Genomic DNA, 18,620 nt, shown 5'->3' on the forward strand with positions numbered 1-18,620 from the left:
AGCCAAATAAAAAACCACCGCAGAAAAACGATGGTTTTTTTATGAAACAGAATTAATTAGAAAGAAAAACCTTCTAAATTCAAGCTGTTTGTAGAAAGAGCAAGATCAAGACTAGAAGTTTGATAATCTTGTTCACGTTGCTTAAGAATTTCTTTCGTAACGTGCCCTGCCGCGATTTCGCGCAAAGAAACTACAGTCGGTTTGTCGTTATCCCATTCTACAGTTGGCTCCATGCCTTGACGTGCCAATTGACGAGCACGTTTACTTGCAACGAGCACAAGCTCAAAACGGTTGTCTACATGATCTAAACAATCTTCAACGGTGACGCGTGCCATAAAAGTTCTCGTTTTGGAATGGTGAATTTGAACAGACTAAACAGTATAAAAGGCTTTCGATCTAGACTCAAGTTATTCCTGTTTTGGTTGAGGAGTAATCAAGTCTTGAATTAATGTTTGATAACGTTTCGCTTGCTGAGATAACACTAGACGGTTTGCTGTGATCACAGCTTCAATCTCATGTAAGGCTTTATTAAAGTCATCATTAATAATGATGTAATCAAAGTTCGTGTAATGCTGCATATCTTCAACTGCACAGCTTAAACGATGTTCAATGACTTCAACTGAGTCTGTGCCGCGATTAGATAAACGCTGACGAAGGTCAAACTGTGTTGGCGGTAAAATAAATATTTGCTTGGATTCAGGAAAAAGTTTGCGAACTTGCTCTGCACCTTGCCAATCAATTTCAAGTAGAACATCGTGTCCTTGAGCTAACTGTTGTTTTACAGTTGCTTGAGAAGTGCCATAGTAATTACCAAATACTTCAGCGTATTCAATAAAACCGTCATGGTTGACTTGGTCTAGAAATTCATCTTTTGTAGTGAAGTGATAGTGAACACCATCTAATTCACCGGGACGTTGACCTCGGGTAGTATGTGAGACTGAAACATGTAAATTGCTCACACGGTCAAGCAGGGCTTTCACCAAAGATGTTTTGCCCGTTCCTGATGCAGCAGAAACGACAAACAATAGACCCGACATGATATTTTTCCTGATATGATAAAATATCTTCGCTATTGTAGTGTACCGTGCGTTTAAACTGAATAGTTTTAATTGCAAATATTCAAGAGAAATTCCCCTGTTTTATTAATTTTGAGGCTGTTATGGAAATTGTGTTAGCTAATCCGCGTGGTTTTTGTGCCGGTGTTGATCGAGCCATAGCAATCGTCAATCGGGCTTTAGAATGTTTTAACCCTCCTATTTATGTGCGTCATGAGGTTGTACACAATAAATTTGTGGTAGATGACTTACGTCAAAGAGGGGCGGTTTTTGTTGATGAACTAGATCAGGTTCCGGATGACTCAATTGTAATTTTTAGTGCTCATGGTGTTTCAAAAGCTGTTCAGCAAGAAGCAGAGCGTCGAGGCTTAAAAGTATTTGATGCAACTTGTCCTTTAGTTACTAAAGTTCATATTGAAGTGACTAAATACGCACGAGAAGGTACTGAAGCCATTTTAATTGGTCATGAAGGGCACCCAGAAGTTGAAGGAACAATGGGTCAATATGACAAATTGAAAGGTGGTGACATTTATTTAGTTGAAGATGAAGCTGATGTTGCTGCGCTTGCAGTTAGACATCCTGAAAAACTTGCATTTGTAACTCAAACAACTTTATCTATTGATGATACAGCTAAAGTTATTGATGCTTTACGTGCAAAATTTCCTCAGATCCAAGGTCCGCGTAAAGATGATATTTGCTACGCTACTCAAAACAGACAAGATGCTGTACGTGACTTGGCGGAGCAGTGTGATGTGGTCTTAGTTGTAGGCTCGCCTAATTCGTCAAATTCAAATCGTTTACGTGAGCTTGCAGAGCGCATGGGTAAGGCGGCTTACCTTGTAGATAATGCTGATCAGTTAGAACAGTCATGGTTTAATGATACGTGCAAAATTGGTGTGACAGCGGGTGCTTCAGCACCAGAAATTCTAATTAAGCAAGTGATTCAACGTTTACAAGACTGGGGTGCGCAAGCACCTAAAGAATTAGATGGACGTGAAGAGAACATAACCTTTAGCCTTCCTAAAGAATTACGAATTCATGTGACTCAAGCATAAAGTGTGATTTATTTAACATACTGATTTTAAAATAGTAAACAGATAATTGTTGATATGACAGTTATCTGTTTTTTTATACCCTTTATCTGCTTTGTATTTGTTTTGTAAATCTAAGCCGTAAAATTTAAATAATAAATAAAAAATTCTTAAGTTTATTTGGGGTTCTGGGGATGAGGGGAATTATTCCACAAGAAGGGTTCACCTTGGTTGAGCTCATGGTGACGATTACAGTAATGACCATCATTGCGATGATGGCTGCGCCGTCTATGTCAAATTTATTCGAAAGTATAAGGTTTGATACTAATCAAAGAGACTTAGTCAACACGCTATCTAATGCTAAAAGTCAGGCAGTACTAAGTCATGCAAATGTTTCTGTAAATTTAAACTCAAATGCTGCTAATACCTTAACAACTTTTAACTGGATTGCAGAAGAAGATAATAGTCTTGAGCTAAAACTTTTAGCAGCAGATGGAACTACAACATCACTATCTACATCAAGCATCATATTTATAGCAAATGGAACAGTTTCTAGTATTTCACAAGATTTGCTTATTTCTATGTGCAATTCTCAATTACACGTTAAGAAAAGTTTTGTTTTATCAAAATTGGGTTCCATCTTTATGAATCCAAAGGAAACTTGCTAATGCTAAATTATAAAAATCAAAAAGGTATGGGATTGGTGGAGATATTAGTTGCCTTACTTTTACTCGCGATAGGTGTTTTGGGATATGTGGCTTTGCAATATCGGGCAGTAGAAGCTACTTCGGAGGCTACATATCGTGCACAGGGAATTAATATTGCACGTGATTTAGCAGAAAGAATAAGAGTAAACCGCTCAGCCTTAAATAAATATAAAACAGAAATCAGCACAGCTGAAAATCAAAAAATATCTCAGAAAAATTGTTCAACAAGTAATTGTACTTCAACTGAGTTAGCAGATTTCGATGTTTCTCAGGTTGCAAAAAATGCAGATGCCTTAGGTATGACTATAAATATGATGACGTGCAAAGGTAATAATAATGGGCGTAATTGTATTTATGTTGCGTGGGCTGATACCAGTGCGACAGATGGTGATGGTGTAACAGATTGTACTAATGGCACAAGTTATAACGCGGCATCAACTTGTTTAATCATGGAGGTTTATTAATGAAAAACCAATATGGTTTTACTTTAATTGAGTTAATGCTGTCTTTAACCTTAGGCTTGATTATTACTGCTGCAGCAATTTTATTATTTTTTACCGGACAAAAAAGTTTAACGTTACAGCACGGTGCGACAGATTTACAGGATAATGCTAATTTTGGTTTGAACTACATAGTTAAAGATATCAGACTAGCTAATCTAGATGCTGGTCGAGCATTTATGAATGATCAAACAACATATGGTGGAGTTGTACTTACTTCTACAGCGAATGCCTTTATTGATACATTAAATGCCAATACTAAAATTGCTAATTTACCCAATTCTATTTTAGAAGCAAAAGCTCCTTTAACCTTACTAACTCAAAGCGATGGAGATAGTGTAGGCACTGCCCCTGCATGGGCGGGCGCATCTAATGTTAATGATTTTACCAGCGATCAGTTAGTTATTCAGTATGCTCCTACTGAAATAGGTGGTTTTGACTGTGAAGGGCAGTCAATTAATACAACAAATAATTATATTGTAGAGCGATATTTTTTAAGAGTTGATACAAGAGCATTAACAAGTGAACCCAATAAGGCACTGGCATTAGCTTGTGACTCTGGTCATTATCCAAAATCTGGTTCACCTACAGAAATTACGGGTTTTGGAGATGCTGGACAGATCATTATGAAACGCGTTGATTATTTTAGAGTTCTATTAGGTATTGACGTTGGAAATGGACAGTATCGTTATATTAGTTCTCATGATTATTTAACGAATTATGCTTCACCGAGACCACGTATTTTATCAGTTCAATTGGGGATACTAACGCGTTCTGTACAGTCTCTAGGGCGGGATACCGCTATTAAGGATAATCAAACGTTTAATGTGCTCGATCGTACAGTAACGGTTAAGACTCCACAGTCAAATAGCCCGAAATATATTAGGCAGGTTATTTCCCAGACAATTGCCTTGAGAAATGGCTTTGGGAGCCGATAAAAATGAAAAAAAATCAAACAGGTGCAACCTTAATTGTTGTATTGGTCTTATTACTCGTAATTACGATAATTGGCACATTAGCTATCCGTCAAAGTTTGATGTCATTAAATATTGTTACAAATAGTCAAGCCCAGCAGTTGCTTGTCCAAAACTCGGATGCTGCCTTATTTAATGTGGAAGATGGTAGTAATTTACTGCGAAATTTAGCCCGTGATGGAATGTTTGGTTATATCCGTGGTGATGCTAATAAAGATAAAGAATTAGTGTTTTGCTACAGAGGTGATCAGAGCCAGTTTTTTAGTCTAGCAAATGCCAGCATTATGCAATGGATAGCTGGGGCGTCTGCTCCAACAGGAAGTGCTTTAGGAGCTGATGGCTACTGTAAATCTAATTCTAGTGATAGTACAAAAAATTATTTTACGAGTGGTCGTAGTGTCGTGATGACGCAGGTAGCAGTAAAGTTTGCATCTACTGAAAGTGATCCATTTCAGCATAGTTTGCGTGGTACGGATACTAAAAATGTCAAAATGGAAGACACTGAGAAAGTTGTTGTTTTTGCTACTTCTTTTATTCCATCTTTGTCCACTGCATCTAAGGCAGATATAGATCAATGCCTTTCGAGCAAAATGAATCAAGTTATACAGCCATCTGATGTATTAACACCAGCGACAGGAGCGACGGAAAGTGTTTCAGCCTGTTTACATAGACTAAATGTTCCATACACAACGCAAGTAGCTGAATACACGATTGCACAAGGTTTTACTTAATTGGGGAAAGCATGAAAAATTATAAAAAAGAAAGAGATTTTATCTTTCAGAATCGTAGTAAGTTAGGAGTAATGACGGGAACATCACTTTTAACAACACTCATCTGTTCTAGTGTAGTACAGGCTAGTGATATTGATATTTATCAGCAAGCTAGATCTGGAAAAATTACTTTAATGCTAATGCTGGATATTTCGGGAAGTATGAAAGGTCAAACAGCATGTGATCTACCAAGTGGGGCAAGTTATATTGCTTCAGGTACTGAAGCAATAACATCAACAGTACCTTATACACGAGCGTATTGCGAAGCAACTGGAAGTAATAAGGTTTATTTATATAGAAGTTATAGTAAAGGTACAGGTAGGAATAAAGTTTATTATTATGAGGAATGTACGAATAAACCAACTAAATATCAAGATTGTTCAGGAACTTATTTAGGAAAAACCATGACAGGCTTACCTCCTGCTACAACAGGAACTGAGGGGCCTTATAGTGGATATACGTATAGTTACAGTTCAGATGTCGTGAAATATTATGATCGTATTACCCGTGTGAAAGATGGGGTATTTGATTTATTAAACGGCAATACTGCTAAAGGTATCGATGCTTTATCAGATGATAAAGTAATTGGATTATCAACTTTAGGGGTTGTATATAACAATCAGTCTTACAGTATGGGACGAGTTCTTGTACCCGCAAGACCATTAGGGGATTTAGTAGGAGGCTCTACTCAAAGGTCATTACTACTTTCAGCAGTTTCAGGATTGCCAGCACAAACAAATACACCTACTGCACGTTCTTATGCAGAGGCTGCCTCTTACTTAATGGGAACATCAACGAATAGTGCAAACTTGCAGGTATATTTCCAGAATAACTATGGCTCTTATGCTGTATGTGATAATTGGGATGCAAACGGTGCATGTATCGGGACTTGGAGTAACTGGAATAGTGGGTCACTGCCATCTGGTTATACAAAGGGAAGTAGCGGGACTTTAGGTGGGTATAGTGGTTATTATTATTATGGTCCGCATCCCTATAGTGGTTTTCCATTGTCTGTTACGGAAAGTAAAAAAATAGGTCTTCTATCTTATAAAATACCAGATTCTTTAACTCAAACTGATAGCATTAAGCAGTGTAGTGGCCAGGGTGTTTATGTCCTAACAGATGGTGAACCTAATAATAATTTGGGTTCTCAAAATTTGATGCAAACTGCTTTATCAACTAAAGGAAGTAGTTTTAGCTGTACAAATACTGCTGATGGTTGGGATTGCATTCATAAGTTTGCTTTAAAGTTACTTGATGCAACTGCAAATCCTTTAGGTTTAAAAATAAGAACTGCTGTTGTTGGGTTTGGTTCAGAATTTAATGATGCTCCTTCTTATAACAAAACGCTTACGCAAGCACAGAATATTGCTAATCTCGGTACGATTGATACCAATGTAAAAAAAGCTGCTTATTGGGGAATTATTGGAGAAGGAGGGTGGTATTCAGGATCAAGTTCTCAGGATATTGTGAATAGCGTAAATGATTTTATTGATAATTTGAGTACAGACATTCCTGCGGTGACTACAGGTACACCTACTATACCCCAAGATGAGCTGAATCCAACTGCTATTCAAAATTATGCCTATTATCCTCAGTTTCAACCTACTCCAGATAAGAATTATCAACTATGGGCTGGAAACCTTAAAAAATATAATGTAAATAATAGTGGCCGTCTGACGGATAAAAATAATACTTTAATCGTTGATAGCCAGGGTAAATTACTGGCAAATAATGATTTGTGGTCACCTGATGTACAAGATGATGTGAAAGATGCAGATGAGACAACTTATGGAAGTCAAAAGTTTGCATGGATGGGGGGAGTTAAATCACAGTTAGCATTACGTACATCTGCAACAAATACAGATACAGCCAATCGTAAGTTATTAACTAACAGAAGTATAAGTGGAACAGGGACTACATTAACAATAAGTGAAAGTTCAGCAAATGCATTAAAGCAAATAAATTTAAGTTACTTAACTGAGGATAGTTACAAGGAAGATCCTCAGCGTGGTTATTTAATGAATTTACTTGGCTATGCAGTTGATGCAACTAAGCCAGAAACAATTAATGCAACATTACTTTCTACGGCATCCGAACTTCGTCAAGTTGGAGCTGTAATGCATTCATCACCTATATTGATTACAAACAAAGGTGAAATTACATATAGCAATAATACCTTGGGTTCAAAAAATCGAGAGGATTATATTGTCTTTGGCTCGACACAAGGATTATTACACGTAGTTGATGCCTCAACTGGTAAAGAAAAATTTGCTTTTGTTCCAAATGAAATGGTTGATAATCAATATAAAGCTTTCGCAAAATTTGATTCAACGAATGGGGGAATGCACAATCTATTTTATGGTGTAGATGGTCCTTGGAAAGCTTATACAGAGTTCGTAGCGGATAGTAGCGGTAACTTAACAGTAGGAACAGGTAAGGGTAACTTAAAAGGAAAACAATACGTATATGGTGGTTTACGTATGGGAGGAAATAGTTACTACGCACTTGATTTAGCAGATATAAATAATCCAAAGCTCAAATTTCATATTGATCCTCTTAATCAGAAAATATATGCAAATGGTACTTCAAAGACAGTTTCGGCTCTACAGTACATGGGACAAAGTTGGTCCAAGCCAACAATTGCTTGGGTAAAGTGGGGGGGAGTACGTAAGTTAGTTATGTTTGTTGGTGGAGGGTATGACGCTGGTTATGAAAATGATAGCTATAGTCAGACAAACAAAACCGGTGCTGGTGTATATATGTTTGATGCTGAGAATGGCGATTTGCTTTGGTGGGCGAGTGATAATGCCACTGCATCAAGTGCTGCTACAACAACTTCAGGTTTGATTGCGACAAAGAATAGTAATCTTCAATATAGCGTTGTTAGTGAAATTAAAGCCATTGATCGTGATGCTGATGGCTTGGTGGATCATCTTTATTTTGGAGACTTGGGGGGGCAAGCTTTTCGCATAGATTTGAATAATTCTTCTTCTACGATAGGTGGCTTTGCAACACGTGTGGTTCGATTATTAAATTTACATAATGGACAATATAGTCCTCGCTTTTATGAACAGCCCGCTTTTTCAATTTATGACTATGAACGAACTCCATTTGCTGTAATTACTTTGGGCAGTGGTAATCGAAGTAAACCTTTGGCAGAGTATACTGTTGGTTCGTCATATGATTATGATGCAATTTATAATATTTATGATAAAGATGTTGCTCGTCGTGATTTATATGCAGATATTACATTAAATACAGAAGCTAAAAATACAACGGCTGCAAATCCCTTAGCTGAAATTACTGATACAAATCGTTTTTCTAATAAGACTTTAGCTGCACCCTATAGCAGTAATGGGTGGTTTTATCGATTTAAGTCCAATAAGCAGCAAAGCGAAAAGATAATGAGCGTGCCGTTAGTTATTAATAATGATCTATTTGTTAGTACTTTTGATGCGAGTAAGTCGGGACTGGCTGGTGATTGCGGTGCAGGGGTAAAAGGAGAAAGCTTTGTAAACTTATTCTGTATGCCTTATGGACAGTGCGCAAGTGGTACAAAAGATACTTATCGTTTAAGTCTGGGGGCGGGTATTACATCAGCTTCTATCGGGGCAGCAGATACAGCGGGATCTACTCGTCTTATTGTTGCAAACGTTGATACTTCAGGTATACAGGGTAATCTAATTAAAGATAAGCGATATGGTACAAAGTTAGCTTTAATTCCACAGCGTTGGTATGAGAAAAACTAGTAGGAAGTTGGCATGAAACAAATGAGAACGTCATATTCCAAAGGTTTTACATTAATTGAGCTAATGATCGTAGTAGCTGGTGTAGCTATTCTTGCTGCAATTGCACTTCCTTCATATCGAGCCTATGTTTTGCGTGCTGATGCTTCTCGTGCAGAACAGGAAATCCAGCAAATTTCCATACAGCTCAATCGCCATAAATCTAGAAATTTTAATTATAAAGGTTTTTCTACAGGGACTACCGCACCTGTAGTTTTGCCTGTTGGTGCGACTGGTAGTACTGTTAAATATAAAATAACGGTAAGAGATGGCGATGATCCGTCAAAAACTTTAACAGATACTACAGCTTTAGGACAAAACTGGGTTATCCGAGCAGAGGCTTCCGATCCTAATAATTTTACTTTTTTGTTTAATAGTAGTGGGTTACGTTGTAAGAACAAAGCTACTAGTAATGTCACTTATACAACTTGTGGTACTGGAGTTGAGCCATGGTAAATAAAATCAAAGGCTTTAACTTAATTGAGTTAATGATTGTTGTGGCAATTATTGCGATTTTAGCAGTGATAGCTTATCCCTCATATAAAGAGCATATTCGTCATACTAAGCGTGTGGATATGCAAACTACATTGCAACAGATTGCTATGCAGATTCAACGTTATAAAGTAGCTAATTTTAAAGTTAGTGGAGCTACGGCTTCAGATTTGGGTATTGCATCATCTTATCCTGCAAATGGCACTCGTCTATATACAGTCAATTTGACCCCAGTTACCTCTAGTGCTTTAACCGCTGAAACATGGGTGTTAACTGCAACACCGATTGCAAATACTTCACAGACTGGAGACGGAAATATCGTTTTAAATTATCGTGGTGAGCGTTGTTGGACAAAGGGTACCGATATTAATAATGGTACGGCTTGTGTTCCTTCTGCAACTTCGAATTGGGATGGACGTTAATTTAAATTCAAAACTGCGGATAACTCAAAAAATAATCTTTCTTTCAGGGCGAAAATCACGTAGAATGTCGCCCTCTATGAAAGGGGTTTGAAGTGTTGCCGATGGTCGGCGCAGGGATAATCCGTAAGAATTATAAGGCTTTTATCATGGTTGTTATTCGTTTAGCACGTGGCGGCGCAAAAAAACGTCCATTCTATCAAATCGTTGTGACTGACAGCCGCAATGCACGTGATGGTCGTTTCATCGAGCGTATCGGTTTCTTTAACCCGACTGCACAAGGTCAAGCAGAAAAACTTCGTTTAGATGCAGACCGTTTTGCTCACTGGGTTTCTCAAGGTGCTCAACCTTCTGAACGTGTTGCTTCTTTAGCTGCTCAAGCTAAAAAAGCTACTGCATAATTTTTTGTAGTAGGTAGCCCATGACATCAACACAGAATGTTCCCGAAGATCGTATTCAGATTGGACAGTTACGTTCAGCTTATGGATTGAATGGGTGGCTCTGGGTGTATTCAAATACAGAACCTATGAGCAACATGTTTGACTACCTGCCTTGGTACATTGAGACCAAGGCCGGTTGGCAAACAATAGATGTAAAACGTTGGAAACCACATGGCAAAGGCCTAGTTGTTGCTTTGAAAGGTGTGAGTGATCGCACAGGGGCAGAAAACTTGGTTGGCGCTAATATCTGGATTGCTAAGTCTCAACTGCCAAAAGCAGATGTAGATGAGTACTACTGGTCAGATTTAAAAGGCTTAACAGTGTTTGGTCTTGATGATGAAGAGCAGGAAGTAAACTTAGGTAAAATTCATGAATTGTTTGAAACTGGAGCTAATGATGTGATGGTGGTACATGCTACCCCAGACAGCGTTGATTCAGAGGAGCGCATGATTCCTTGGCATAAAGATGTAGTACAACGTGTTGATCTTGAAGCTGGTCGTATTTACGTCAATTGGGGCGTAGATTATTAATCCTTTTAGGATTAATACAGCAGGAAAATAGAGGAGTCTGTGATGTTTTTTGCAGTCATTACGCTTTTTCCTGAAATGTTTGAAGCGATTACAGCCTACGGCATCAGCGGACGTGCGGCAAAACGAGATATCGTACAAGTTACTTGTATTAACCCGCGTGATTTTGCTGAGGGAAACTACAGAAGAGTGGATGAACGTCCATTTGGTGGTGGCCCTGGGATGGTGATGATGGCTGAGCCTTTGGCGAAAGCAATTGCGCATGCCAAACAGCTTGCCTCACAAGCAGGACATGTTCATGTTCCTGTGGTGTACATGTCTCCACAAGGCAAAACTTTAAATGAACAGGCAGTACAGCAGTTTGTTGATTATGACGGCTTAATTGTACTGTGTGGACGTTATGAGGGAGTGGATGAGCGTTTGATCCAGCATTATGTTGATCAGGAATGGTCAATTGGTGATTACGTTTTATCAGGTGGTGAACTGCCCGCTATGGTGTTACTTGACAGTATTATTCGCCGTTTGCCGAATGTAATGTCAGATGAACAATCAGCAGTACAAGATTCTTTTGTTGATGGTCTTTTAGATTGTCCACAATATACAAAGCCAGACCATTTTGAAGGGTTGGATGTACCAGAAGTTTTAAAATCTGGACATCACGGCAATATCGAAAAATGGCGCTTTTTGCAGCGTTATCAACGAACTTTAGAACGTCGACCAGAGTTGACTGAGAAAGTAGAGTTGAATAAGCAGCAGAAAAAATGGCTAAAAGATGCGCAAGAGAGCGGTGGTAATTCTTAACCACTATTCTCAGGAACGGAAGTTCTGCAAAAATACGAGAAGCAATGCTTCGAGTTAAAGCATGATTCTATTTAATGAATAGTTTTATGTATATTCTAAGGCTCTTTATAGACATTTTGTCGTAAAGGGAAAGATAAACGGGTTGATATGCGCTTTAGCCTCTATCCCCAGCGGAATTTCAGACCTCTTCTGACTCCGCACATATTGGAGATTCCCACAATGAGTGGTAAACATCCTTTAGTTCAAGCTGTTGAAAATGCACAGTTAAAATCTGATATCCCTGCTTTTGCTCCTGGTGACACTGTTATTGTCCAAGTTAAAGTAAAAGAAGGTGAGCGTGAACGTCTTCAGGCATTTGAAGGTGTTGTAATTGCTAAGAAAAACCGTGGTTTGAACTCTGCGTTCACAGTACGTAAAATTTCTAGCGGTGTTGGTGTTGAGCGTGTATTCCAAACTCACTCACCAGTTGTTGCTAAAATCGAAGTGAAACGTCGTGGTGACGTTCGTCGTGCTAAACTTTACTACCTCCGTGACTTGTCTGGTAAAGCTGCACGTATTCGTGAAAAATTACCAGCTCGTAAAGCGTAAGCTTATAGCGAGTAAAAAAATGCGCCTTTTGGCGCATTTTTTGTTTTAAAAAATTACAGTCCTTGAAGTTTCAAACGGTTTGCATGTTGACGGTAAACTGAGACCGGATCTGATGCAAAAATAGAACGTATTCCAAGTACTTGGTTCACTTCATCTAAATGATTCCAGTTGTAATCATCACGAATTGTTTTACCAAATTTGGCACTGCATCGAGAAACAAGTCCATCATTATCACCAAATGGATCGACCACTAAGCTACTGCCTGTAAGAGCAATATCAAATGGATCTAATGGATTGGTTAAGGCTTTATTTCCAGAGAAAGAATACATATAAATGCCTTTCTCTTGATATGCTCCCTCACCACAAGAGGTGGTTGGTATACCCATAGGGAATTGAGTATTAAACTGAGCTGAACCTTGAGTTGATAAGCTATGGGCGCCTGCTAAAGAGTCATGCGGATAGCTAGTCGGATCTAGACCTCCTGCCCAAGTAATCGCTGCTGAAAACCAATTTACTAACGTTGCCAGTCCAGACAGAGGAGTACCCTCAACGTTCAGAATGACATCTGCCATTGGTGATCCCTTATGAGGCGCACCAATCGTGGTAAGTGAGGCAACTTTTTCTGGCATGATACCAGCCACATAGCGAATTGTTGGACCCCCATGGCTATGACCGATTAAGTTGACTTTAGGTTTACCAGTAATGGCAATAATCTCTTCTACTTGCTGGGCAAGTTGTTCTCCACGCACTTCTGTTGAGTTAAATGGTGAGACCCTTGTAGCCCAGACATTTCCTCCATTGCGGGCAAGATCAGGAAGAATTTGGTACCAGTAATCGAGACCAAGCGTATCTGTTCCAATTCTGTTAAAACCTGCCATACCATGATTAAAAACCATTGGATATTTTGTCTGCGCGTAAGATGAATAAACGAACGAGCTTTTAACTTGTTCAGCATTTGTTGCATGGGCCGCTGAAATACTCAGTCCTGAGAGCATTGCAGCGCAGAAAAACATTAACTTCCTTTTCATTTTTTACTCACTATTTTTATTTTGTATGAAAAGCAGCTTCTTACTGCTAGTGAATGTTTAGCCAATTCCCAAAAAAAGGGAAGGCTTAGTAATTAAATGGCAGCTCACCTCCCTGATCATGGACCGTTTCAAAAGTTCGAAGTCTTAGTTGTTCTTGTGATGAATTGAATTGTTGTTGGCGTAACTGTTGAATAGCTTGATTTTTGGCGCTATCACTCATGTTACTTTTAATAATTTCATCTCGACCATCGAGATAACTTGTGACCCTTTGTTGCCAAGAATTCCGCTCTGTATCTAAAGTTTCTAATCGTTGAGTCGCCTCGGCTCCAACGAGTGCTGTACGCATTTGTCTAAGCTCTTCTGCTGAACCCTTACGAGCTTTAATTTGTTTGGTCAGTGTATGTAAATCATCAAGTTTAGAAAGTTCTTGCAGGTTTTGCTGCCAGTCTTCTGGAAGTTCTTCAAAACGTTCTTTAAGTTTTCGTGCTTTTTCAATTTCGCTTAGAGAGGAGTTTTCAAGTATCTGCATTCGATCTAGCGTATAGTTCTGATAGATATCTTCGCTCGAGAAAAGGCCTTCAATTTCAGAAGTCGAAAAGAAACGTTTTCTTATATCTTGAATTGAATTAAAGATCTTTTGAAAATAATTTTTATCTTGTTGTTTTGCTGAAGGTGTTTGGATTTGAGCAAGCTGTTCACGATATTTTAAATAGCGGGCCCATAAATCCATAATCTGTGAGCGTGCTGGTTCTAAATATTGTCCTTGAATAAATTTCCCAAAGTGATTTTTGATTTGTTCTAAATCGTTTTCGCCATATTGAGTAATAAAATATTCAAAGCAGTCGCGCGCTTGACTATTCACGACCAAATGTTGAGAACTATCAATTTTTAATTGGCAGTTAACTTCAGTGTCTTGCTGACTTTTACTATGGTAAGCATCTTCATTTAACGATGAATGATCTGTGAGTGAAGCTGATGCTAAGTTTTGAGCTGTATTTTCATTGACTTGGGCTGATGTTTTTTTTGAGTCAGGACTTAACCAATAGACACATGCAATGAGGCTCAAAATAAAAAATCCGAGCACGCACCACAATACCTTCTTCTGCATTCCGTGCATAAAGATATCTTCCTTAAGTTTTAATTTGTTGTTTTTTTACTCGATCATTAATGTGCCATAAAATAAGTGAAAAGGCACCTAAATATTGTGAAAATATCTTGTCGAATTTGCTAACATGTCGGCACTTTTTTCTAGCTTTGTGTTCCAGTAAAAATGACGACAAAAAATCAAAAAATTTCTCGTCGCCATATCAGTGGTGTATTTCTATTAAATAAACCATTAGGGCTCAGCTCAAATGCGGCTTTGCAAAAAGTGCGTTGGTTATATCGCGCCCAAAAAGCAGGTCATACTGGAGCTTTAGACCCATTGGCGACAGGTTTACTCCCGATTTGTTTGGGAGAGGCCACCAAGTTCTCACATTATTTGCTGGACTCAACAAAGCGCTACCAAACTACTGTTCGATTGGGGCAAACCACAACGACAGGTGATGTGGAAGGAGAGATTCTACAAGAGCGCTCCGTTCCTGTTCTCAACCAAGAGCTTATTGAACAAACCTTAGAAAAATTTAGAGGTGATATTCAACAAGTTCCGCCGATGTATTCGGCTTTGAAAAAAGAAGGCAGACCATTATATGAGCTTGCCCGAAAAGGTATTGAAATTGAGCGTGAAGCACGCCCAGTCACAATTTATGCTTTAGAGCTCATTGAATTTACCGAAAATAGTATCACTCTTGATGTCACTTGTTCTAAAGGAACATACATTCGTGTACTCGGTGAAGATATTGGTGAAGCACTTGGTTGTGGTGGGCATTTAACGATGCTAAACCGGACTCAAACAGGACATTTTGAGCTCATCCCGAGTTATACCATTGAACATCTGGAAAGCTTAACTGAAGAGCAAAGAGAAGCATTGTTACTTCCTGTTTATGCTCCGGTTGACCATTTCCTGAAAATTCAGGTGCCTGAAGGGCGTGAAAAATATTTTTGCAACGGTTTGGAAAGCAATATTGAGCATTCTGCAGAAGCAGAAGTTTTGGTTTTTTCGGGTGAGCGCTGTTTAGGCTTAGCTGAGATTACCGATAAAAAACGGTTGGTACCTAAGCGTATCTTAAATTTGTAGTAGATGTAGAGTATAGAGCATGGGCATGGAATGGGATGTTATCCTTAGTTTGATCTTTTTTGCGTTTACTGCGGGAGCAATTGATGCTGCTGTGGGTGGCGGTGGACTCATCCAGATTCCCGGGATCATGAGCACTTTTCCTAACATGTCGACTGCTACGGTGATTGGTACTAATAAAGTCTCATCCATTTTTGGTACAGCATCGGCTGCTTATACATTTGCTAAAAAAGTAAAATTGCAGTGGAAGCTTTTAGCAGTTATTGCCATTTGTGCTCTGATTAGCTCTTTTGCTGGAGCAGCTTGTTTATCGCTTATTCCTCAATCGGTATTACGTCCTTTCGTGTTCGTGATGTTGATTGTGATTGCTGTTTATACGTTAGTTAAAAAGAACTTCGGACAGGTTCATACTGAGCAAAAAATTACCAATAAAATGCTGATTTTAGCTGCTATAGGTAGTTTAGCGATTGGTTTTTATGACGGTATTTTTGGGCCGGGTACAGGTAGTTTCTTTATTTTCTTCTTTATCCGTTTTTTACAAGTTGATTTCTTGCATGCTTCAGCTTTGTCAAAAATCGGTAACTTTATGACGAACTTAGCTGCCTTGAGTTTCCTCATTCCGACAGGTCACGCTATTTTGCATATTGGTTTAATGATGGCTGTTGCAAACGTGCTTGGTTCTGTTGTTGGAGTACGTACCGCGCTTAAATACGGTAGTGGATTTGTTCGTATTATCTTTTTAATTTTAGTGAGTATTCTGATTTGTCGTTTGGGCTATCAAATGTTTGTTACGGGTTAAATAAGATTAAAAAGTATGAGCTGTCCCTAAAATGCAGTTCATACTTTTATGTATCATTTAAAATTAGAAATATAAAAATCATTACAGAAGTTTACTAGAAAGAAAACTGTGTAAAAAATAGTCTCATTTTAAGCTACTTAAACATTATAGATTTCAACGTATGATAAACCTTGAAATAAAAAAGATTTTTTAGCTAAAAAATGAGGAAGAGAATGAATATTTTCGAAGCATTAAGAGAAAGCCATGAAAATCAACGTAACCTTTCTGAACAACTTATTCAGACACATGGTTTAACCGAAGAAAGAAAAGAACTATTTGATGCATTAAAAAATGAACTTTATGCCCATTCAGTTGCTGAAGATCGTTATCTCTATATTCCTTTAATGTTTGATGATGTGGGTTTAGATATTACGAGACATGCTTTATCTGAACATCATGAAATGGATGAGTTGGTCGAGCAGCTCGAAAAAACCGACATGAGTAGCCCAAGCTGGTTAGCAACTGCCAAACAGTTGAGTGAAAAAGTTCATCATCATTTAAAAGAAGAAGAGCATAAATTTTTTCAACAGGCGGGAAAAATCCTTAAAGATAGTGAAAAAGAAACACTCGGTAATAAATATTTAAAGGAATATAAAAAGTATAAAAAGCAGCAATAATATTTAACTATGCTACTTTTTTAGTACTTCTTACAGTAACGCCAATTGATGCCAACATTACACAACCTAAAGCCACCCATTGCAGCATGCTGATTTCTTCGTGAAGTAATAAGAAACCCGTTAATGCTGCCAATGCTGGTGCTAAACTCGTTAGGGTGCCGTAAGTTAATTTAGTAAGTTGTTTGAGTGCCATTAAATCAAGTGCATATGGAATAGCCGTTGCTAAAATAGCAATAAGTAATGCTTTACCCCAATACTGTGTTTCAAGTAATGCAGGAGCATTATGCCAGATGCTAATCGGTAGTAAGGTTAGGGCAGATAATCCAATTCCAATGGTTAAAGCATGCATCCCTATATTTTGGGTCACAACTTTCTGACCAAAATAAATATAGAAGGCCCAGCAAAATCCAGCACCTAGCGCGCAGGCAGCACCGACATAGGAAAAGTGGTGTTGCGTTGGGTCTTGCCAAGGCACCATCAGTGCAATACCTAACATCGCGAATGCCACCCAAATGTAGTCACTCTTTTGTTTAATCGAAAGTAGAGCTAGACCTAATGGACCAATAAATTCTAGGCCCACGGCAATTCCTTGAGGTAACTTCCCAAGTGACGTATAGAATAAAATATTCATGAGACCCAAAGATGCGCAGTACATCAATAAATCACGCCATTTTAAATAGGGTAAGCGTGACCAGATTTTCCATGAGCGGAACATGATCGCGACAATAACCGTTGCAAAACTCAGCCTTAAAACTGTAACGGTAAGAGGGTCTAATATTGCAATGAGCTGCTTAGCAAATGAAGCACTGATTTGATATGAGACCATCGACAGAATCATATATAGCACAGCAATAATAGGAAGATTCTGCATGGAAATACCCTAGGGCCTCATCAAATATTATTTAAAACTAACAAAGGTTAATTATAGCGAATGCCATGTTTTAACTCGTGGTTTTAGCCGATTTAACTTACTGTTTTTTCACGTTCCTGACGTGCTTTTTGAGTAGTTATGGTACAACCGACCGAAGCTGCAATAATTGTTGCAAGTGCCAACCATTGATTCCATAACAAATATTCACCTAAAAAGATAAAACCAGAAAGTGCAGCAACTGCTGGCTCTATGCTCATCAATGTTCCGAAGCTTAAGGGCGTTAAATTACGTAGGGCTAGCATTTCTAAAGAAAAGGGTAATGCGCTGGCTAAAATTGCCAAACCAATAAAATAAACAAGATATGGGAGTTCGATAACTTGCCCTATTGAGCCTGAGAAAAAAGTAATGGGTAATAAGATGCATGCGCCCACACTCATTCCTAAACACACAGTGTGATTGCCAGATATACCTGATGGTTTCTGTCCAGCAATAATATAAAGTGCCCAACATGCGCCAGCACTAACCGCAAATAATACTCCGATCCAATCCAGACTATGAGCTTGATTGAAAGGGAAAAGTAAAATGAGGCCAACAATCGCTAAACTGACCCAAACAAAATCATATTTTTGGCGTGCATGGTATAAGGCCACACTTAAGGGGCCAATAAATTCAAAAGCAACTGCAATACCAATGGGTAACCGTTCAATTGACAGATAAAAAAGTGCGTTCATTCCTGCAAGAGCAAAGCCATACGCTAAAATAGCTTTCCAGCGGACCTGACTAAAGTTAATTCGCCAAATTCTAAAAATAAAGGCAAGAATAATTGCACCTAAGCATAAGCGCATTGCTGAAACGGTAAGGGTAGGAAAGCTCTGGAACAGAAATTTAGCTAAAGATGCGCTGCTTTGTACGCTCAGCATAGCGAGAATGAGAAAACCCAACGCATGTAGCTGAGATTTCTGGTTCGAACTGGACATTTTATTATTTGATCGATTGGTATA

21 protein-coding genes are annotated in these 18,620 nt (G+C 38.5%); 15 read left to right on the top strand and 6 right to left on the bottom strand.

The window, feature by feature from the left end; all coding sequences use genetic code 11:
* Nucleotides 1-56 precede the first annotated feature (56 nt).
* Nucleotides 57-335 (bottom strand): DNA-directed RNA polymerase subunit omega, encoded by a 279-nt coding sequence (gene rpoZ / locus ODQ17_RS14660; RefSeq protein ID WP_002116990.1) that lies wholly within the window; start codon nt 333-335, stop codon nt 57-59.
* Between the two features lie 72 nt (nt 336-407).
* The gene (gene gmk / locus ODQ17_RS14665) at nt 408-1,037 is read right to left on the bottom strand and encodes a guanylate kinase (protein WP_004789787.1); all 630 of its coding nucleotides are present in this window, start codon (nt 1,035-1,037) and stop codon (nt 408-410) included.
* A gap of 122 nt (nt 1,038-1,159) precedes the next feature.
* On the opposite strand from gmk, the gene ispH reads away from it, so the two are divergent.
* From ispH to rplS, 12 genes are all read left to right on the top strand, one after another.
* The gene (ispH, locus tag ODQ17_RS14670; protein ID WP_005301007.1) at nt 1,160-2,110 is read left to right on the top strand and encodes a 4-hydroxy-3-methylbut-2-enyl diphosphate reductase; all 951 of its coding nucleotides are present in this window, start codon (nt 1,160-1,162) and stop codon (nt 2,108-2,110) included.
* Between the two features lie 170 nt (nt 2,111-2,280).
* The gene (locus tag ODQ17_RS14675) at nt 2,281-2,754 is read left to right on the top strand and encodes a pilus assembly FimT family protein (protein ID WP_267531386.1); all 474 of its coding nucleotides are present in this window, start codon (nt 2,281-2,283) and stop codon (nt 2,752-2,754) included.
* The gene (pilV, locus tag ODQ17_RS14680) at nt 2,754-3,257 is read left to right on the top strand and encodes a type IV pilus modification protein PilV (protein ID WP_322904620.1); all 504 of its coding nucleotides are present in this window, start codon (nt 2,754-2,756) and stop codon (nt 3,255-3,257) included. The genes ODQ17_RS14675 and pilV overlap by 1 nt, the downstream gene beginning before the upstream one ends.
* Nucleotides 3,257-4,231, top strand: coding sequence for a PilW family protein (locus tag ODQ17_RS14685; protein WP_322904622.1), 975 nt, complete (start codon nt 3,257-3,259; stop codon nt 4,229-4,231). Before pilV ends, ODQ17_RS14685 begins: the two co-directional genes overlap by 1 nt.
* 2 nt (nt 4,232-4,233) lie before the next feature.
* A complete protein-coding gene (locus tag ODQ17_RS14690) occupies nt 4,234-4,998 on the top strand; it encodes a PilX N-terminal domain-containing pilus assembly protein (protein WP_322904624.1) in 765 nt (254 codons plus the stop codon).
* A gap of 71 nt (nt 4,999-5,069) precedes the next feature.
* On the top strand, nt 5,070-8,789 hold the full coding sequence (locus ODQ17_RS14695) for a PilC/PilY family type IV pilus protein (RefSeq protein ID WP_322904626.1): 3,720 nt from the start codon (nt 5,070-5,072) through the stop codon (nt 8,787-8,789).
* Between the two features lie 21 nt (nt 8,790-8,810).
* Nucleotides 8,811-9,281 (top strand): type IV pilin protein, encoded by a 471-nt coding sequence (locus ODQ17_RS14700; RefSeq protein ID WP_267531385.1) that lies wholly within the window; start codon nt 8,811-8,813, stop codon nt 9,279-9,281.
* Nucleotides 9,275-9,739, top strand: a complete 465-nt coding sequence (locus ODQ17_RS14705) for a type IV pilin protein (RefSeq protein ID WP_322904630.1) — start codon at nt 9,275-9,277, stop codon at nt 9,737-9,739. The genes ODQ17_RS14700 and ODQ17_RS14705 overlap by 7 nt, the downstream gene beginning before the upstream one ends.
* A gap of 146 nt (nt 9,740-9,885) precedes the next feature.
* Nucleotides 9,886-10,137 carry a 30S ribosomal protein S16 gene (gene rpsP, locus ODQ17_RS14710; protein ID WP_000260334.1) on the top strand — a complete coding sequence of 84 codons (252 nt, stop codon included), beginning with the start codon at nt 9,886-9,888 and terminating at the stop codon, nt 10,135-10,137.
* Nucleotides 10,138-10,157: 20 nt separating this feature from the next.
* Nucleotides 10,158-10,706, top strand: coding sequence for a ribosome maturation factor RimM (rimM, locus tag ODQ17_RS14715; protein WP_004789777.1), 549 nt, complete (start codon nt 10,158-10,160; stop codon nt 10,704-10,706).
* Between the two features lie 42 nt (nt 10,707-10,748).
* Nucleotides 10,749-11,504, top strand: coding sequence for a tRNA (guanosine(37)-N1)-methyltransferase TrmD (gene trmD, locus ODQ17_RS14720; RefSeq protein WP_005301033.1), 756 nt, complete (start codon nt 10,749-10,751; stop codon nt 11,502-11,504).
* Nucleotides 11,505-11,723: 219 nt separating this feature from the next.
* Complete coding sequence (rplS, locus tag ODQ17_RS14725) at nt 11,724-12,092, top strand: 50S ribosomal protein L19 (protein ID WP_004789772.1); 369 nt, start codon at nt 11,724-11,726, stop codon at nt 12,090-12,092.
* Nucleotides 12,093-12,145: 53 nt separating this feature from the next.
* Here rplS and ODQ17_RS14730 read toward each other — a convergent pair whose 3' ends face one another.
* Nucleotides 12,146-13,087 carry a lipase family alpha/beta hydrolase gene (locus ODQ17_RS14730; RefSeq protein WP_111855345.1) on the bottom strand — a complete coding sequence of 314 codons (942 nt, stop codon included), beginning with the start codon at nt 13,085-13,087 and terminating at the stop codon, nt 12,146-12,148.
* Nucleotides 13,088-13,205: 118 nt separating this feature from the next.
* The gene (locus ODQ17_RS14735; RefSeq protein ID WP_322904636.1) at nt 13,206-14,237 is read right to left on the bottom strand and encodes a lipase secretion chaperone; all 1,032 of its coding nucleotides are present in this window, start codon (nt 14,235-14,237) and stop codon (nt 13,206-13,208) included.
* A gap of 153 nt (nt 14,238-14,390) precedes the next feature.
* Between ODQ17_RS14735 and truB the strand changes: the two genes are divergently transcribed.
* The 3 genes from truB (at nt 14,391) to ODQ17_RS14750 (ending at nt 16,748) form a co-directional block, all read left to right on the top strand.
* The gene (gene truB, locus ODQ17_RS14740; protein WP_107880575.1) at nt 14,391-15,296 is read left to right on the top strand and encodes a tRNA pseudouridine(55) synthase TruB; all 906 of its coding nucleotides are present in this window, start codon (nt 14,391-14,393) and stop codon (nt 15,294-15,296) included.
* Between the two features lie 19 nt (nt 15,297-15,315).
* On the top strand, nt 15,316-16,092 hold the full coding sequence (locus ODQ17_RS14745; RefSeq protein WP_005301047.1) for a sulfite exporter TauE/SafE family protein: 777 nt from the start codon (nt 15,316-15,318) through the stop codon (nt 16,090-16,092).
* A 212-nt stretch (nt 16,093-16,304) separates the two neighbouring features.
* The gene (locus ODQ17_RS14750; RefSeq protein ID WP_001019905.1) at nt 16,305-16,748 is read left to right on the top strand and encodes a hemerythrin domain-containing protein; all 444 of its coding nucleotides are present in this window, start codon (nt 16,305-16,307) and stop codon (nt 16,746-16,748) included.
* Between the two features lie 7 nt (nt 16,749-16,755).
* Here the strand turns inward: ODQ17_RS14750 and ODQ17_RS14755 are convergent, their stop codons facing one another.
* Complete coding sequence (locus ODQ17_RS14755; RefSeq protein ID WP_322904640.1) at nt 16,756-17,619, bottom strand: EamA family transporter; 864 nt, start codon at nt 17,617-17,619, stop codon at nt 16,756-16,758.
* A 92-nt stretch (nt 17,620-17,711) separates the two neighbouring features.
* Nucleotides 17,712-18,596, bottom strand: coding sequence for an EamA family transporter (locus tag ODQ17_RS14760; protein ID WP_322904642.1), 885 nt, complete (start codon nt 18,594-18,596; stop codon nt 17,712-17,714).
* Nucleotides 18,597-18,620: the final 24 nt, after the last annotated feature.

This window comes from Acinetobacter sp. IRS14 (assembly GCF_034650275.1).
In the GTDB taxonomy this organism is placed as follows: domain Bacteria; phylum Pseudomonadota; class Gammaproteobacteria; order Pseudomonadales; family Moraxellaceae; genus Acinetobacter; species Acinetobacter oleivorans.

What these genes read in the sequence shown, in the direction of transcription:
- rpoZ (WP_002116990.1), bottom strand. Translation starts at nt 335, where the DNA reads ATGGCACGCGTCACCGTTGAAGATTGTTTAGATCATGTAGACAACCGT.
- gmk (WP_004789787.1), bottom strand. Translation starts at nt 1,037, where the DNA reads ATGTCGGGTCTATTGTTTGTCGTTTCTGCTGCATCAGGAACGGGCAAA.
- ispH (WP_005301007.1), top strand. Translation starts at nt 1,160, where the DNA reads ATGGAAATTGTGTTAGCTAATCCGCGTGGTTTTTGTGCCGGTGTTGAT.
- ODQ17_RS14675 (WP_267531386.1), top strand. Translation starts at nt 2,281, where the DNA reads ATGAGGGGAATTATTCCACAAGAAGGGTTCACCTTGGTTGAGCTCATG.
- pilV (WP_322904620.1), top strand. Translation starts at nt 2,754, where the DNA reads ATGCTAAATTATAAAAATCAAAAAGGTATGGGATTGGTGGAGATATTA.
- ODQ17_RS14685 (WP_322904622.1), top strand. Translation starts at nt 3,257, where the DNA reads ATGAAAAACCAATATGGTTTTACTTTAATTGAGTTAATGCTGTCTTTA.
- ODQ17_RS14690 (WP_322904624.1), top strand. Translation starts at nt 4,234, where the DNA reads ATGAAAAAAAATCAAACAGGTGCAACCTTAATTGTTGTATTGGTCTTA.
- ODQ17_RS14695 (WP_322904626.1), top strand. Translation starts at nt 5,070, where the DNA reads ATGACGGGAACATCACTTTTAACAACACTCATCTGTTCTAGTGTAGTA.
- ODQ17_RS14700 (WP_267531385.1), top strand. Translation starts at nt 8,811, where the DNA reads ATGAGAACGTCATATTCCAAAGGTTTTACATTAATTGAGCTAATGATC.
- ODQ17_RS14705 (WP_322904630.1), top strand. Translation starts at nt 9,275, where the DNA reads ATGGTAAATAAAATCAAAGGCTTTAACTTAATTGAGTTAATGATTGTT.
- rpsP (WP_000260334.1), top strand. Translation starts at nt 9,886, where the DNA reads ATGGTTGTTATTCGTTTAGCACGTGGCGGCGCAAAAAAACGTCCATTC.
- rimM (WP_004789777.1), top strand. Translation starts at nt 10,158, where the DNA reads ATGACATCAACACAGAATGTTCCCGAAGATCGTATTCAGATTGGACAG.
- trmD (WP_005301033.1), top strand. Translation starts at nt 10,749, where the DNA reads ATGTTTTTTGCAGTCATTACGCTTTTTCCTGAAATGTTTGAAGCGATT.
- rplS (WP_004789772.1), top strand. Translation starts at nt 11,724, where the DNA reads ATGAGTGGTAAACATCCTTTAGTTCAAGCTGTTGAAAATGCACAGTTA.
- ODQ17_RS14730 (WP_111855345.1), bottom strand. Translation starts at nt 13,087, where the DNA reads ATGCTCTCAGGACTGAGTATTTCAGCGGCCCATGCAACAAATGCTGAA.
- ODQ17_RS14735 (WP_322904636.1), bottom strand. Translation starts at nt 14,237, where the DNA reads ATGCACGGAATGCAGAAGAAGGTATTGTGGTGCGTGCTCGGATTTTTT.
- truB (WP_107880575.1), top strand. Translation starts at nt 14,391, where the DNA reads ATGACGACAAAAAATCAAAAAATTTCTCGTCGCCATATCAGTGGTGTA.
- ODQ17_RS14745 (WP_005301047.1), top strand. Translation starts at nt 15,316, where the DNA reads ATGGGCATGGAATGGGATGTTATCCTTAGTTTGATCTTTTTTGCGTTT.
- ODQ17_RS14750 (WP_001019905.1), top strand. Translation starts at nt 16,305, where the DNA reads ATGAATATTTTCGAAGCATTAAGAGAAAGCCATGAAAATCAACGTAAC.
- ODQ17_RS14755 (WP_322904640.1), bottom strand. Translation starts at nt 17,619, where the DNA reads ATGCAGAATCTTCCTATTATTGCTGTGCTATATATGATTCTGTCGATG.
- ODQ17_RS14760 (WP_322904642.1), bottom strand. Translation starts at nt 18,596, where the DNA reads ATGTCCAGTTCGAACCAGAAATCTCAGCTACATGCGTTGGGTTTTCTC.